The sequence below is a fragment of the Xanthomonas sp. WHRI 7945 genome (assembly GCF_035026585.1).
Window position 1 is genome coordinate 57,394 of sequence record NZ_JAYIQP010000020.1, and the last position, 14,274, is coordinate 71,667.

13 protein-coding genes are annotated in these 14,274 nt (G+C 72.1%); 6 read left to right on the forward strand and 7 right to left on the reverse strand.

What is annotated here, in order from left to right; all coding sequences use genetic code 11:
• Positions 1–3: 3 nt before the first annotated feature.
• From VDQ83_RS15375 to VDQ83_RS15390, 4 genes are read right to left on the reverse strand one after another with little or no spacing between them, the layout of a single operon-like run.
• Positions 4–1,344: an FAD-dependent oxidoreductase gene (locus VDQ83_RS15375; RefSeq protein ID WP_455435605.1), complete on the reverse strand. Its 1,341-nt coding sequence runs from the start codon at positions 1,342–1,344 to the stop codon at positions 4–6.
• Positions 1,337–1,573, reverse strand: coding sequence for a (2Fe-2S)-binding protein (locus tag VDQ83_RS15380; RefSeq protein WP_263398421.1), 237 nt, complete (start codon positions 1,571–1,573; stop codon positions 1,337–1,339). Before VDQ83_RS15380 ends, VDQ83_RS15375 begins: the two co-directional genes overlap by 8 nt.
• 8 nt (positions 1,574–1,581) lie before the next feature.
• Complete coding sequence (locus tag VDQ83_RS15385) at positions 1,582–2,682, reverse strand: NAD(P)/FAD-dependent oxidoreductase (protein ID WP_263397902.1); 1,101 nt, start codon at positions 2,680–2,682, stop codon at positions 1,582–1,584.
• Complete coding sequence (locus VDQ83_RS15390; protein WP_455435606.1) at positions 2,679–3,620, reverse strand: 4-hydroxyproline epimerase; 942 nt, start codon at positions 3,618–3,620, stop codon at positions 2,679–2,681. Before VDQ83_RS15390 ends, VDQ83_RS15385 begins: the two co-directional genes overlap by 4 nt.
• Before the next feature lie 173 nt (positions 3,621–3,793).
• Here VDQ83_RS15390 and VDQ83_RS15395 point away from each other — a divergent pair, with 173 nt between their 5' ends.
• The 4 genes from VDQ83_RS15395 (at position 3,794) to VDQ83_RS15410 (ending at position 7,546) form a co-directional block, all read left to right on the forward strand.
• Positions 3,794–4,501: an AraC family transcriptional regulator gene (locus VDQ83_RS15395; protein ID WP_263397900.1), complete on the forward strand. Its 708-nt coding sequence runs from the start codon at positions 3,794–3,796 to the stop codon at positions 4,499–4,501.
• A 169-nt stretch (positions 4,502–4,670) separates the two neighbouring features.
• Positions 4,671–6,011: a signal recognition particle-docking protein FtsY gene (gene ftsY / locus VDQ83_RS15400; RefSeq protein WP_455435607.1), complete on the forward strand. Its 1,341-nt coding sequence runs from the start codon at positions 4,671–4,673 to the stop codon at positions 6,009–6,011.
• Positions 6,012–6,175: 164 nt separating this feature from the next.
• Positions 6,176–7,237, forward strand: coding sequence for an A/G-specific adenine glycosylase (gene mutY / locus VDQ83_RS15405; RefSeq protein ID WP_455435608.1), 1,062 nt, complete (start codon positions 6,176–6,178; stop codon positions 7,235–7,237).
• 30 nt (positions 7,238–7,267) lie between these two features.
• On the forward strand, positions 7,268–7,546 hold the full coding sequence (locus tag VDQ83_RS15410; RefSeq protein ID WP_455435609.1) for an oxidative damage protection protein: 279 nt from the start codon (positions 7,268–7,270) through the stop codon (positions 7,544–7,546).
• A gap of 40 nt (positions 7,547–7,586) precedes the next feature.
• Here the strand turns inward: VDQ83_RS15410 and VDQ83_RS15415 are convergent, their stop codons facing one another.
• Complete coding sequence (locus VDQ83_RS15415) at positions 7,587–8,075, reverse strand: DUF6491 family protein (RefSeq protein ID WP_455435610.1); 489 nt, start codon at positions 8,073–8,075, stop codon at positions 7,587–7,589.
• Positions 8,076–8,251: 176 nt separating this feature from the next.
• Here VDQ83_RS15415 and VDQ83_RS15420 point away from each other — a divergent pair, with 176 nt between their 5' ends.
• Positions 8,252–10,006: a vWA domain-containing protein gene (locus tag VDQ83_RS15420; protein WP_455435611.1), complete on the forward strand. Its 1,755-nt coding sequence runs from the start codon at positions 8,252–8,254 to the stop codon at positions 10,004–10,006.
• A gap of 102 nt (positions 10,007–10,108) precedes the next feature.
• On the opposite strand, the gene VDQ83_RS15425 is transcribed toward VDQ83_RS15420, so the two are convergent.
• Both VDQ83_RS15425 and VDQ83_RS15430 read right to left on the reverse strand, forming a co-directional pair.
• Complete coding sequence (locus VDQ83_RS15425; protein ID WP_455435612.1) at positions 10,109–11,020, reverse strand: M48 family metallopeptidase; 912 nt, start codon at positions 11,018–11,020, stop codon at positions 10,109–10,111.
• Between the two features lie 82 nt (positions 11,021–11,102).
• Positions 11,103–12,989, reverse strand: a complete 1,887-nt coding sequence (locus VDQ83_RS15430; protein WP_455435613.1) for an SUMF1/EgtB/PvdO family nonheme iron enzyme — start codon at positions 12,987–12,989, stop codon at positions 11,103–11,105.
• A gap of 104 nt (positions 12,990–13,093) precedes the next feature.
• On the opposite strand from VDQ83_RS15430, the gene rnd reads away from it, so the two are divergent.
• The gene (gene rnd, locus VDQ83_RS15435) at positions 13,094–14,179 is read left to right on the forward strand and encodes a ribonuclease D (protein WP_455435614.1); all 1,086 of its coding nucleotides are present in this window, start codon (positions 13,094–13,096) and stop codon (positions 14,177–14,179) included.
• Positions 14,180–14,274 lie beyond the last annotated feature (95 nt).

Genomic DNA, 14,274 nt, shown 5'->3' on the forward strand with positions numbered 1-14,274 from the left:
GGATTACACCTTGTCGAGGGTTGGGAAGGAGTGGTCGGGAGGGGAAGCGCTGGGCAGGCAATCGGCCAGCGCGGCCAGCCGCACCGGGAACAGCGGCGGCCGGCGGCCGTCGTCGGAGAAATCGTCGTGCCGCGGCGCCAGCCCCAGCTCGGTCAGCGCGCTGCCGCAGATGCGGCCCTGGCAGGCGCCCATGCCGCAACGCGTGGCCAGCTTGGCGTCGCGCAGATCGTCGTAGCCGCGCAGCGCCGACAGCGGCACGTCCTCGCAGCGGCACACCAGCGTGTCCGGCGCGGCCAGCGCGTGGATACGCGGGTCCAGCGCGAAGTGGCGCTGCAGCAAGGTGGCGAACGCGCGCGCGCGCCGCCGTTGCGGGTGCAGCGCCTGCGCGGCGGCGCCCTGCCCGGCCGCCAGGTGCCCGGCGATGGCGCCTTCGACCCGCGCGCAGTCGCGGCCGCCGATGCCCAGCGCTTCGCCGGCCGCGTACACGCCCTCGACGCTGGTGCGCAGTTGCGCGTCCACCGCCACGCACGGATGCGCGCCGCTGTGCGCCAGGCGGCAGCCGAGCAGCTGCGCCAGCTCCACGTTCGGCACCAGGCCGTAGCCCACCGCCAGCTGATCGCAGTCGATGCGGCGGCGGCCGCGCGGGCCGTCGATCTCCACCGACTGCAGTTGGCCCTCGCCGTGCGCGGCCAGCACCACGCTGCCGCTGTGGTAGCCGACGCCGGCCAGTTGCGCGCGCAGCGCCAGCGCCTGCAGCGCCTTGTCCGGCCAGCGCCACGGCAACTGCGCGGCGAAGCCGGCCAGCGCGCGCAGCGGCGCCTGTTCGACGATGCCCAGCACCTGCGCGCCATGCCGGCGCAGCGTCGCCGCGCTGGCCAGCAGCAGCGGACCGCTGCCGGCGACCAGCACGCGCTTGCCGGCCAGCGGCCAGCCCTGCTTGGCCAGCGCCTGCGCGCCGCCGGCGCCGGTGACGCCGGGCAAGGTCCAGCCCGGGAACGGCAGCAGCAGTTCGCGCGCACCGGTGGCCAGCACCAGCGCGTCGTAGCCGATCCAGCGCGCGCCCTGCGGGCCATCGGCCAGCAGTTGCCGGTCCTGCGCCATCAGCAACTGGGTCTGCGACAGGAATTCGATCTTGCTCGCCGCCAACTGCGCCAGCACGCGCGCGGCCAGCCGCGGCGGCGCGTGGGCGACGTCGTGGCGCCAGATCTGGCCGCCGGCGCGCGCCTGCAGGTCGACCAGCGCCACGCGCCGGCCGTTCCCGGCCGCGGCCAACGCCGCCGCCAGCCCGGCCGGACCGGCGCCGGCCACGACCACGTCGTAATGCAGCGCGCGCGGCTCAGCCATCGGTCCACACCTGCATGCCGTCGCGCGCCGGGGTGATGCAGGCGCGCAACTGGCCGACGCCGTCGATGCGCACCCGGCATTCGCTGCACACGCCCATGCCGCACAGCGGCGCGCGCGGCTGGCCGCTGCGCGAGCGGCGGAAATGCACCGCGACCTGCGCCACCGCCGCGGCCACGCTGCTGCCGGCCAGCACTTCCAGGGCCTGGCCGTTGACCTGCAGGCGCAGCATCGGCGCGCTCACGACAGCGCCCGCGCCGGCGCGAACGGCGCCGGGTCCAGTGCGGGCGGGCGCTGCAGCAGCAGATCCAGCAACAGCCGCGCGCTGCCCAGCGCGGTGGTCACGCCCAGGCCTTCGTGGCCGGCGGCGACCCACACGCCGTTGCGCTGCGGCACCGCGCCCAGATACGGACGGCCGTCCGGCGTGGCCGGACGCAGCCCGGTCCAGACCCGGATCGCCTGCAGCTGGCGCAGCCCGGGCAGGAACGCGAACGCGCGCTCGAGCATGCGCTGCAGCATCGGCATCGACACGCCGCGGTCGCTGGCATCGAATTCGCGCGAGGAGCCGATCAGGATCTGTCCGGTCGGCCGCGGCTGCACGTTGAACGCCACGCTGCTGCCGTCGCTGCCGTGCGCGCTGTCGGCATAGCCCAGCTCCAGCAACTGATGGCCGACGAAGCCGGGATAGCGGTCGGTGATCACCAACTGGCCCTTGCGCGCGCGCATCGGCAGTTCCGGCAGCAGCTCCGGCAGCGCGCAGCCGGTGGCGACCAGCACCGGCCCGCTCAGGCGGCTGCCATCGTCCAGGCGCAGCCCGTCGGCGGCCAGCGCCAGCGCGCGGCGCCCGGCGAAAAGCTGCGCACCGGCGGCGAGCGCGCGCCCGACCAGGTGCCGCGCCATCCGCGGCGGGTACACCACCGCCTCGGCGGCCACCCGCATGCCGCCGGCCAGCCCCGGCACCAACGCCGGTTCCAGCTGGTACAGCGCCTCGGCGCCGATCGCCTCGGCACGCACGCCGGCGGCGGCCAGGCGCTGGATCTTGGCCGGGATCGCCTCCAGCTCGCGCGCCTGCCGCGCCACCCACAGCGTGCCGCAGCGGCTGTACTCGGCCTCCGGCAGCTGCGCGAATTGTTCCCACAGGCGCAGCGAATACGCCGACAGCGCCAGTTCCGCGGGGTCGTCGTCCATCGCCACCAGATGGCCCATCGCCGCGGCGGTGGAGCCGCCGCCGATGCTGCCCGACTCGACGATCGCCACCCGCAGGCCGGCGGCGGCCGCCGCATCGGCGCAGGCTGCGCCGACGATGCCGGCGCCGACGACGATCAGGTCGAAGCCGCTCATTCGGCGCCGATGCCCCAGGCGAACGGATCCTGCGGATCGATCAGCAGCTGCGCGCGCGCGGTGAGGTGGGCCTGCCCGGTGATCCGCGGCAGCACGCCGCGGGTGCCCGGCACGTAGCTGGCTTCGAACAGGCTGCCGAGGATGCCCTGCTGGCGCCACACTTGGCCGGCGGCCAGCTTGCCGTCGGCGGCCAGGCACGCCAGCTTGGCGCTGGTGCCGGTGCCGCACGGCGAGCGGTCGTAGGCCAGCCCCGGGCACAGCACGAAGTTGCGCGCATCGGCGCTGGCGTCCGGCGCCGGGCCGTTGATCTCGATATGGTCGATCTCGCCGTCGTCGGCGCCGCGGATGCCGGCCGCCTCCAGCGCCAGCCGCAGCGCCTCGGTGTAGGCGGTCAGCGCGCGCTGGTTGCGCAGTTCCAGCGCGCACGGGGTCTGCTCGGTGATGAAGAACCAGTTGCCCCCCCAGGCCACGTCGCCGCGCACGCGGCCGTAGCCGGGCACCTGCACTTCGATGCCGGTGGCGTGGCGGTAGCTCTCCACGTTGTCCACCGACACCCGTCCGTCGCCGTGCAGTTCCACCCCGACCGTGCCCACCGGGGTCTCGAGGCGGTGCGTGCCTGGCGCCAGCCGGCCCATGTCGGCCAGCGTGCGCACCAGGCCGATGGTGCCGTGGCCACACATGCCCAGGTAGCCGACGTTGTTGAAGAAGATCACCGCGGCGCAGGCGTCGGCGGCGATCGGCGGCAGCAGCAGCGCGCCGACCATCGTGTCCGAGCCGCGCGGCTCGCAGGCGATGGCGCTGCGCCAGCGATCGAAGCGATCGCGGAACAGATCGCGCCGTTGCGCCAGCGGGCCGGTGCCCAGGTCGGGGAAGCCGGCGACGACGACACGGGTCGGTTCGCCGCCGGTATGCGAGTCGATCACATCGAGTGTATGCATAAGCCCATGCTCACATTCCGGGCTGCCGCGGGCTAGCAGCGTTTGCCTGTCATAAATGCGGAAGTTCGCACAACCCCAATCGCCCGGGGCGCCCCACATAGGCTAGGATCGACCTACAGGGGTACGCCGCGGCGTACCTGTCGCAACAGCCTACAACCGCCCGGTGAATGCAGATGGAGACGATGATTTCGGCGCTGGAAATGCAGACGCTGTTCGATGCGTTGCCGGACGTGGTGTTCTTCGTCAAGGACCGCGACGGCCGCTACACCCACGTCAACCTGACCCTGGTGCGGCGCCTGGGCAAGAAATACCGCACCGACCTGATCGGCAAATCGGCGCTGGAAGTGTTCCCGCTGCCGCTGGGCGGCAGCTACCTGATGCAGGACCGGCGCGTGCTGTGCGGGGAGATGATCGAGAACCAGCTGGAAGTGCACCTGTTCCCGAACCGCACCCCCGGCTGGTGCCTGACCTTCAAGCGCCCGCTGTGCGAGCACAACGAGGTGATCGGCGTGGTCGGCATCTCCCGCGACCTGGGCCAGCCCGACAGCCGCCACTCCGCCTACGAACGCATCAGCCGCGCGATGGAGCACATGCAGATCCACTACGGCGACAACCTGCGCGTGCAGACCCTGGCCGACCTGGCGGAACTGTCGGTGGCGCAGCTGGAGCGGCACTTCCGCCGCGTGTTCCAGCTGACCCCGCAGCAACTGCTGACCAAGATGCGGATCGAAGCGGCGATGCGCCTGCTGCACGGCGAGGACAGCATCGCCAGCATCGGCCAGGCCTGCGGCTTCGCCGACCAGAGCGCGTTCGCGCGCCAGTTCAAGGCCACGGTGGGGATGACGCCGCGGGACTACCGGTCGATGAAGGGGAAGCTCTGAGGGGCCGGGATTGGGGATTCGGGATTCGGGATTCGTAAAAGCGGCGTTCCCGCAACTCCGCAATGCAGCGCCCTTGCGAATCTCCAATCCCGAATCCCCGATCCCGGCCCCACAAGGGCCTAACAGGCGCAAGTGGTAGCATTCGTGGTTTAAGGTCCACGCGTTACCCATGGTCAGCCTATTCCGCCGCAACAAGCCTCAGGACAACGCTGGCGACAGCCGCAGCACCCAGCGCTACAGCATCGAGGAACTGGCCGCCGCCTTCCCCAAGTCGGCCGGCGAAGCAGCAACTGAAGCCGCAACGCCGGCGCCGGCTGCACCTCCTGCACCCGCGGCCGAAGCCGCTCCGGCATCGCCGCCGCCCGAGGTAGCCGCGCCCACCGCCCTGCGCGATGCGCCCACGGCCGCGCCCGATCCCATCCCCGCGCCCGGCCACGTCGCGCTCCCGCCGCAGGCACCCACGCCGCCGCCCGAGACGCGCGTGCCGGCGCCAATGGCGGCCCCGGCTGCGGCGGCGCCGCTTGCCGATCCGGCCGCTGCCTTCGCGGCGGCCTTCGACGTACGCGCCGACGCGCCGCCCGCCGCCGCGGCCGGCAAGTCCGGTTGGCGCGAACGCCTGCGCAACAGCACCATCGCGCGCAGCTTCGGCGGCCTGTTCTCGCGCAACCCGAAGCTCGACGACGACCTGCTCGACGAGATCGAGACCGCGCTGATCAGCGCCGACGTCGGCGTGCCGGCGACCACGGCGCTGATCGAGAACCTGCGCAAGCGCATGAAGGCGCGCGAATTCGTCGACGCGCAGGCGCTGCTGCGGGCGCTGCGCGCCGACCTGATCGCGATCCTGCAGCCGGTCGCCAGGCCGCTGCAGATCGACCGCAGCGCCAAGCCCTTCGTGGTGCTCACCGTCGGCGTCAACGGCGTCGGCAAGACCACCACCATCGGCAAGCTGGCCAAGCGCTTCAAGGACGAGGGCCACAGCCTGATGCTGGCCGCCGGCGACACCTTCCGCGCCGCCGCGGTGGCGCAGCTGCAGGCCTGGGGCGACCGCAACGGCGTGACCGTGATCGCGCAAGGCCAGAACGCCGACGCCGCCTCGGTCGCGTTCGATGCGCTGCAGGCCGGCAAGGCGCGCGGCACCGAGGTGCTGATCGCCGACACCGCCGGGCGCCTGCACACCCAGACCGGGCTGATGAACGAACTGGGCAAGATCCGCCGCGTGCTCGGCAAGATCGACCCGGCCGCGCCGCACGAAGTGCTGATGGTGATCGACGGCACCACCGGCCAGAACGCGCTGTCGCAGCTGCGCCAGTTCCACGCCGCGGTCGGCGTCACCGGGCTGGTGGTGACCAAGCTCGACGGCACCGCCAAGGGCGGCGTGGTGTTCGCGCTGGCGCGCGAGTTCGGCATCCCGATCCGCTTCGCCGGCATCGGCGAGCGCCCGGAAGACCTGCGCGTGTTCGACGCCGAAGCCTTCGTCGACGCCCTACTGCCCGAAGCGCTCGGCGCCTGACCTAAAGCCCCTCTCCCACCGGGAGAGGGGTTGGGGTGAGGGTACGGCGAAGTCCACTGGCGCAGGCACTTGCGCTGCCCGAACCGCACAGGCTTCGCCCGTACCCTCATCCGCCCCTTCGGGGCACCTTCTCCCGATGGGAGAAGGAACGACATCCTGCCAGCATGAGCCAGCCCCCAGACACCTTCGCCCCCCGCCTGCTCGCCTGGTTCGACCGCTCCGGCCGCCACGACCTGCCCTGGCAGCATCCGCGCAGTCCCTACCGGGTATGGCTGTCGGAAATCATGCTGCAGCAGACCCAGGTCGCGGTGGTGATCCCGTATTTCCTGCGCTTCCTGCAGCACTTCCCGACCCTGCCCGACCTGGCCGCGGCCGGCACCGATGCGGTGATGGCGCAGTGGGCCGGGCTGGGCTACTACGCCCGCGCGCGCAACCTGCACGCCGCCGCCAAGCGCTGCGTGGAACTGCACGGCGGCGAGCTGCCGCGCGATTTCGACGCGCTGCACGCGCTGCCCGGGATCGGCCGCAGCACCGCCGGGGCGATTCTGAGCCAGGCCTGGAACGATCGCTTCCCGATCCTGGACGGCAACGTCAAGCGCGTGCTGACCCGCTACCACGGCATCGCCGGCTATCCGGGCCTGCCGGCGGTGGAGAAGCCGCTGTGGGCGATCGCGCAGGCGCACGTGGCCGCGGTCGCCGACGGGCGCATGGCCGACTACACCCAGGCGCAGATGGATTTCGGCGCGACCCTGTGCACCCGCGCCAACCCGGCCTGCGTGCTGTGCCCGCTGCAGGACGACTGCGTGGCGCGTCGCGACGGCCTGGTCGAGGCGCTGCCCACGCCCAAGCCGGGCAAGACCCTGCCCGAGCGCGAGGCGCTGGCGCTGCTGCTGGAGAACGCCGCCGGCGAACTGCTGCTGCAGCGGCGTCCGCCGAGCGGCATCTGGGCTTCGCTGTGGACGCTGCCGCAGGCGGACAGCGAGACCGAATTGCGCGCCTGGCTCGAGCGCGAGACCCGCGGCCGCGCCTTCGACGACGCCGAACCGATGCCGCCCATCGTCCACACCTTCAGCCACTATCGCCTGCACCTGCAGCCGCTGCGCCTGCGCAAGGTCGCCTTGCGCGACGCAGTGCGCGACAATGACGACCTGCGCTGGGTCGCGCGTGCCGACTTGTCCGCGCTCGGCCTGCCCGCGCCGATCCGCAAACTGCTCGACGGCCTCTGATCGTCGCCCGCCGCGCCACCAGGAACCGCCATGCCCCGCACCGTCTTTTGCCAGTACCAGCAACGCGACGCCGAAGGCCTCGACTACGTGCCGTATCCCGGCGAACTCGGCCAGCGCGTGTTCGCGCAGATCGGCAAGGCCGGCTGGCAGGCATGGCTGGCGCACCAGACCATGCTGATCAACGAGAACCGCTTGTCGCCGCGCGACCCCAAGCACCGCGCGTTCCTGGAGACGGAACTGGAGAAATTCCTGTTCCAGGGCGGCGCCGCCAAGCCCGAAGGCTACGTGGAACCCGAACAGGAATCCTGAGCCGTGCGCGCCGCGGCGCGCACGATGCCTGGCGCCGGCGCTATTCGTCCGGCGCGTTCTCCTCGGACGCCTTCTCGTCCGGCGCCTGCTCCGTGCGCGCCTGCATCTTCGCCTCGCGCAACTCCTTCTCCGACATCCGCAGCGCCTTCACGTCGAGCGGACGGACGCTCTGGATGCGGCACGGCAGCCGGATCGTGCGCGCGGAACCGCCGAACACGATGACGTCGTCGAACCGCGCCGAAACCCGATTGCCGAAATGGGTGATGGCGATCGACGGAGCGAAATCCAGATCCATGCAGCGGCCGCTGAGCTCCAGCAGATAGGCCTGGTTCGGGCGCGTCCACACCGCCAGCGCGCTGTCGCCCAGCGCGGTCCAGCCGCTGAGCCGGTTGAAGTACTGGAAGTGGCGCACCGGCGCGCCGGCGTTGGCGCGGTACAGCGACAGGCGCTCGGCATCGCTGAGGCGGTTGGTGGCGCAGCCTGCCAGCAGCACGGCCAGTCCGAGCAACGGCGGCAAGAGGCGGTTCATGGCGAATGCTCCCGGTGGCGATGGGCGCATGATGCACCCGCCGTTGCCAGGCCATGTGCAAACCAGGCGCATCCAGCGTGAAGGCATGCGCCGCGCGCACGGCAGGGAGCGCCGGCCCAACCCCGATTCCGTCCGTCGCGCGTTTGCAGCCTTGGACCAACACCGAGCGCACCGCCATGCACCCACGCCTGCACCGCCCCACCCTGACCTGCCTGATCCTCGCAACGCTGCTGGCCGGATGCAGCACCGCCGACGAACGCACCGCCACGCCGGCGCCGGCATCGGCATCGGCGGATGCCGCCAGCACCACCGAAACGTACGCGTCGTCGCAGCTGCTGCTCGAAGGCAGCGCAAGATCCGAACCGCGACTGGTGTCGGCGCCCGCGCCGCCCGCTCCACCGGCCCGGGCCATCGCGCCGGCACAATCGTACGCACGCAATGCGGTGGCCAAGCGCATGCCGCTGAGCGCGCAGCCGCCGCAAGCCGATCGCGAGCACTACCAGCACGCGTCCGACAACCCCGTGCACAGCGCGCGCGAGCAACCGCTGTCCACCTTCTCGATCGACGTGGACACCGGCAGCTACACCAACGTGCGGCGCATGCTGCACGACGGCCAGCGTCCGCCAGCCGACGCGGTGCGCGCCGAGGAATTCATCAACTACTTCGACTACGCGCATCCGGCCCCGCGCGATACCGACACGCCGTTCCGCGTCACCACCGAACTGGCCACCGCGCCGTGGAATCCGCAGCGGCAGTTGCTGATGATCGGCATCAAGGGCTACGACGTGCCGCGCCAGGCGTTGCCGCCGGCGAATCTGGTGTTCCTGATCGACACCTCCGGCTCGATGGCCTCGGCCGACAAGCTGCCCCTGCTCAAGCAGGCCTTCGCCATGCTGGTGCCGCAGCTGCGCGCGCAGGACCGGGTCTCGATCGTGGTCTACGCCGGCTCCGCCGGGCTGGTGTTGCCGCCGACGCCCGGCGACCGCCATGCCGAGATCCTCGCCGCGCTGGAGCGGCTGCAGGCCGGCGGCAGCACCAACGGCGGCGACGGCATCCGCCTGGCCTATGCGACCGCGCGGCAGGGCTTCGTCGCCGGCGGCAGCAACCGGGTGATTCTGGCCACCGACGGCGACTTCAACGTCGGCACCGTCGACCAGGACGCGCTGGAGACCCTGGTCGCCGACCAGCGCCGCAGCGGCGTGGCGCTGAGCACGCTCGGCTTCGGCCGCGGCAACTACAACGACGCGATGGCCGAGCGCCTGGCCGACGTCGGCGACGGCAACCACGCCTACATCGATTCGGCGCGCGAGGCGCACAAGGTGCTGGTTCGGCAGATGCAGGCCACGCTGCTGACCATCGCCCGCGACGTCAAGATCCAGGTCGAGTTCAATCCGGCGCAGGTCGCCGAGTACCGCCTGATCGGCTACGAGAACCGGCTGCTGGCACGCGAGGATTTCGCCAACGACAAGGTCGATGCCGGCGACATCGGCGCCGGCCACAGCGTCACCGCGCTGTACGAGATCACCCCGGTGGGCAGCGCGGCGCCGCGCCTGCCGGCCCTGCGCTATGCCGCACCGGCGCAGCCGCAGGCGCCGCGCCAGGCCGGCGAACTGGCGCAGTTGCGGCTGCGCTACAAGCTGCCCGGTCAGGAACGCAGCCGCCTGCTGCAGAGCACGATCGCCACCGCCTCGGCGACGACGCAGCCGAGCGCGGATCTGCGCTTCGCCGCCGCGGTCGCCGCCTACGCCGACCTGCTGCGCGGCGGCACGCACATCGATGGCTGGAGCTGGGCGCAGGTGGCCAGCGCGGCGCGCGCGGCGACCGGCGAGGACCGCAGCGGCAGCCGCCGCGAGTTCGTCGAACTGCTGGCGATCGGGCAAGGGCTGGTCGCGCCCGAGGCGACGACGCCGGCCCAGGTGTCCACGCGCTGATCGGGCGAGTGGCGGCGGACTGCGCACGCAACCGTGTGCGCAGTCCTGTTAGGCACGACACGCGCGAGCGCGCGAGCGCCACGCCTACGACGCCGACTACCGCTACCGCTGCGCAGTCTTCGCCGTTTCGCAGAAGCGCTGCCTGTATTCCATCGCCTTGGGCATCAGCGCCTGCAGGTTCTGGATCCGCGTGCCCGGATTCGGGTGGGTGGAGGAGAACTCCGGCGGCGCCTGGCCGCCGCTGCTGGCGCTCATCCGCTCCCACAGCGGAATGGCTTCCTGCGGATCGAAGCAGGCCGCCGCGGCCAGCATCAGCCCGACCTCGTCGGCCTGGGTCTCGTGGCTGCGCGCGTACGGCAGCAGGTAGCCGTAGCCCATCGCCGCCATCGCCATCTGCTGCTGTTGCGGGTCCATGCCGCTGGCCGCGCCGGCCATCTGCCCGATCTGGGTCAGCTTCTGCTGCGCCATGCGCTGCGCGCCATGGCGCAGCAATGCGTGCGCGATCTCGTGGCCCATCACCACCGCCACCGCGTCGGCGTTCCTGGCCACCGGCAGCAGGCCGGTGTAGACCGCCATCTTGCCGCCCGGCAGGCAGAACGCATTGGCCTGCTCGGACTCGATCACGTTGACGTCCCAATCGAAACCGCGCGCATAGTGCTTGGCCTGCATGCCGTGTTCGGCGGCCAACGCATCCTCGACCACGTCGACCTTGGCGATCAGCCGCTGCGCGATCGCGCGCACCTGCTGCGCCACCTGCGACTGCGGATCGAGCGGACGCTCCTGCGCCAGGATCTCCTGGTAGGCCTGCAGCCCCAGCGCCTTCTCGTCCTCCACGCCGAGCGAACTGTCGATCAGCACCTTCTCGCCGGTATACGGATCTTCGCTGCGATTGGAGAACCAGTAGAACCCCGCGTACACGGCGAAGCCCAGCAGCACCAGCCAGCGCAGCCCGCCCAGCGGCCCGCGGCGGCTACCGCCCTGCTCCCCGCCCTGGCGGCCGAAGACGTTGCTCATGTCCAATCCCCTTGCTGGCTGGTGGGTGGCGACGGCGCCTGCCCGTGCGCCGCACTGTAGCCGCCGCGGCCGCGCGGGCGCGTCAAATTCCGCGCACCAGGCGGAAACCGACCCGGGCGCTGGTGGTGTCGGAGTCCTGCATCAGCCGCCAGGCGGCGCGGGTCTGCTCCGGCGCATTGGCCCAGTTGCCGCCGCGCACCAGCCGCGAACGGCAGCCGGGGTTGTACCAGGCGTTGCCGTCGGCGGGCGCGCGGCGGTAGCTGGAATGCCAGCAATCGGCGACCCATTCGCTGAGGTTGCCGCCCATGTCGTGCAGGCCCCAGGCATTGGCCTTGAAGCTGGCGACCGGGGCCGGTCCCCAGAAGCCGTCGGCGTAGCCGACGAAGGCGTTGTTCCAGTGCCGGCCGCTGGGCGAGACGTCGCCGCCGCCGGTGAAGTTGCCGCTGCCGCGCGGCGGCACGCCGGCGTTGCCCCACGGATAGCGGCCGCGGCTGCCGGCGCGCAGCGCATATTCGAACTCGGCTTCGCTGGGCAGCCGGTAGTGGCGCCCGGTCTGCAGCGACAGCCACGCCGCATAGGCCTCGGCATCGCGCACGCTGACGTGCATCACCGGGCTGTTGGGTGCGGCGCGCGCGCCGTTGTAGTCCGATTGCCAGTCGGTGCCGCTGCGGCGCACGAAATTGCCGCTGCGTTCGTCGTAGACGATCGAATGCCCGCGCCGGGTCGCGCGCGGCCGCGCGCCGCTGGCCTCGACGAAACGGCGGAACTCGGCCACGGTGACCTCGGTGATCGACATCGCGAAACCGCGCTCGAAGCGCACGTAGTGTTGCGGCTGCTCCGCCGGCACCGCGCCGGGCTCGGTCGCGCTGGCGCCCATGCGGAAGCCGCCGTGCGGCACCACGATCATCTGCGGCCCGCGCTCGCCGCTGCTCATGCCGTCGGTGAACACCTGGCCGGGGCGGAAGCTGCCGTAGTGGGTGGCCAGGTCGATGCGCTCGCGCAGCATCGCCGCCACCGGATCGCCCGGGTCGGCGATGCGCAGCACCTCGCCCAGCTTCTCGCGCGCGGCCTTCAGTCCGGCCGGCGTGGCCAGGTCGCGCAGGCCGGCATCGCGCAGGCCGGCGATGCGCGCGGTGCGCACGCCCTCCACCCGCGCGCGCGCATCGCGCACCGTGGCGGCGCCGTCGCGGATGCGTGCGGCGCGCGCCAGCCAGCTGCCGGCTGCAGCGAAATCGGACACCGCCGCAGCCGCCTCGGCGCGCCGGATCACCGCGCTCTCCACCGCCGCCACGCCTTGCCGCGCGCGCGCATCGTCGGCGTCCAGCTGCAGCGCTTCGCGGAAGTTGGCCAATGCGCCGTTGCCGTCCTCGCCGAGCCGGCCGGCGCGCAGATCCTCCTCGCCGGCACGGTTGTAGGCCAGCACCCGCAGCGCGACCTCCACCCGCTGCTGCAGGCGCCGCACCGCCGGATCGTCGGCATCCAGCGACAGGGCCACCATCGCGATAAGGCCGGCGCGCTCCAGTGCCTGCTCCTGCTGCTCCGACGCGTGCAGCAGCGCATCGCCGAGTTGCAGCAACCGCAACCGCGCCTTGCGCAGGCCGTCGCGCGCCACCTTGTCCTCCGGCGCCAGCGCGCGGATCGCCAGGTACAGCGGGATCGCCGATTGCGAGTCCTCGAACAGGCGGTCTTCGGCCAGTGCGCGCGCGGCATCGCGCCGCGCCTGGGCCAGGCCGCTGCGATCGAGCGTCGGCAGCGGCGGCTGCCAGCGCGCCACCGTCTCCGCCGCATCCTCGCCGCCGATGGTGACGCTGGGCGCCTGCACCGGCTTGGCCGGCGCGGGCCTGGCCTGCGGCGCCGGCTTGGCAGGCGCAGGCGCGGGCGCCTGCCCGGTGCAGCCACCCAGCAGCGCGGCCAGCAGGGTCCAGGCGATCACAGAACCGCTCGTGCGCACGCATCCTCCCAAGGACATTGGCTTCCCGATGGCATCGGCGCCATCGGCGTCCGTGCGGCCGGCGGGCCGACGTTAGGCTATTCTCGCCTGCCTGAGCAAACCCTGCATTCGACGGAAACCACGTGCCCTATTGGATCAAGCAACCCGCCGAGCTGGCCGAACGGCTGGCGCAGCGCCCGGCCAGGATCGGCCTGGATACCGAATTCGTCCGCGAACGCACCTACTGGCCGCAGCTGGCGCTGGTGCAGATGGCGGTGGCCGACGAGATCCTGCTGATCGATCCGCTGATCCCCGGCATGCCGCAGGCGCTGGCGCCGTGGTTGTCGGACCCGTCCATCCTCAAGGTCATGCACAGCGCCAGCGAAGACCTGGTCGCGTTCAAGTGCGCCTGCGGCGCGCTGCCGCGGCCGTTGTTCGATACCCAGATCGGCGCCGGCCTGGCCGGCATCGGCGCCGGCATGGGCTACCAGAAGCTGGTGCTGGAGATCACCGGCGTGCACCTGGCCAAGGGCGAGACCCGCTCGGACTGGCTGCGCCGCCCGCTGTCGCCGGCGCAGCTGGAATACGCCGCCGACGACGTGCGCCACCTGTTCGCGATCCACGACGCGTTGCAGCAGCGGCTGCAGGCGCTGGACCGCAGCGCCTGGCTGCACGAGGACGGCGAACGCCTGCTCGGTACCGTCGAACACGACGAAGGCGAGCGCTGGCCGCACCTGGGCATGCGCGCGGCGCAGTTCATGGATCCGCCGTCGCAACAGCGCCTGCTGCGCCTGCTGCGCTGGCGCGACGTACAGGCCCGGCACAGCGACAAGCCGCGCAGCTGGATCCTGGACAACGAGCTGGCCGCCACCCTGGCGCGTTTCCCGCCGGACGACCGCAACGGCCTGCAGGCGCTGCTCGACAAGCATCCCAAGGCGCCGCGCAAGCTCGGCGACGCATTGTGGCAGGCGCTGACCACGCCACTGCCCGACGAAGCCGAGGCACCGCTGGCGCTGGCCGCCAGCGACGACAACAAGGCGGCATTGAAGCGCCTGCAGGACGCGGTCTCCGCGCGCAGCGCCGAACTGGGCCTGCCCGACGGCCTGCTCGCCTCGCGCAAGCACCTGGAAGCGCTGCTGGAAAGCGGCCAATGGCCGCAACCGCTGGCCGGCTGGCGCCGCCGCGAACTGGAAGCGACGCTGCAGCCTCTGCTGGGCAACGCCGGCTAGGACAGCATCGGCGCTAACGCCCAGCCAGCCGAGCGTTGTGGGAGCGACTTCAGTCGCGACGGGCTCTACCGGTAAAGCCGTCGCGACTGAAGTCG

Bases quoted from the DNA above. Each gene is read 5' to 3' on its own strand.
- VDQ83_RS15375 (WP_455435605.1), bottom strand. From the start codon at position 1,344: ATGGCTGAGCCGCGCGCGCTGCATTACGACGTGGTCGTGGCCGGCGCC.
- VDQ83_RS15380 (WP_263398421.1), bottom strand. From the start codon at position 1,573: ATGCTGCGCCTGCAGGTCAACGGCCAGGCCCTGGAAGTGCTGGCCGGC.
- VDQ83_RS15385 (WP_263397902.1), bottom strand. From the start codon at position 2,682: ATGAGCGGCTTCGACCTGATCGTCGTCGGCGCCGGCATCGTCGGCGCA.
- VDQ83_RS15390 (WP_455435606.1), bottom strand. From the start codon at position 3,620: ATGCATACACTCGATGTGATCGACTCGCATACCGGCGGCGAACCGACC.
- VDQ83_RS15395 (WP_263397900.1), top strand. From the start codon at position 3,794: ATGGAGACGATGATTTCGGCGCTGGAAATGCAGACGCTGTTCGATGCG.
- ftsY (WP_455435607.1), top strand. From the start codon at position 4,671: ATGGTCAGCCTATTCCGCCGCAACAAGCCTCAGGACAACGCTGGCGAC.
- mutY (WP_455435608.1), top strand. From the start codon at position 6,176: ATGAGCCAGCCCCCAGACACCTTCGCCCCCCGCCTGCTCGCCTGGTTC.
- VDQ83_RS15410 (WP_455435609.1), top strand. From the start codon at position 7,268: ATGCCCCGCACCGTCTTTTGCCAGTACCAGCAACGCGACGCCGAAGGC.
- VDQ83_RS15415 (WP_455435610.1), bottom strand. From the start codon at position 8,075: ATGAACCGCCTCTTGCCGCCGTTGCTCGGACTGGCCGTGCTGCTGGCA.
- VDQ83_RS15420 (WP_455435611.1), top strand. From the start codon at position 8,252: ATGCACCCACGCCTGCACCGCCCCACCCTGACCTGCCTGATCCTCGCA.
- VDQ83_RS15425 (WP_455435612.1), bottom strand. From the start codon at position 11,020: ATGAGCAACGTCTTCGGCCGCCAGGGCGGGGAGCAGGGCGGTAGCCGC.
- VDQ83_RS15430 (WP_455435613.1), bottom strand. From the start codon at position 12,989: ATGTCCTTGGGAGGATGCGTGCGCACGAGCGGTTCTGTGATCGCCTGG.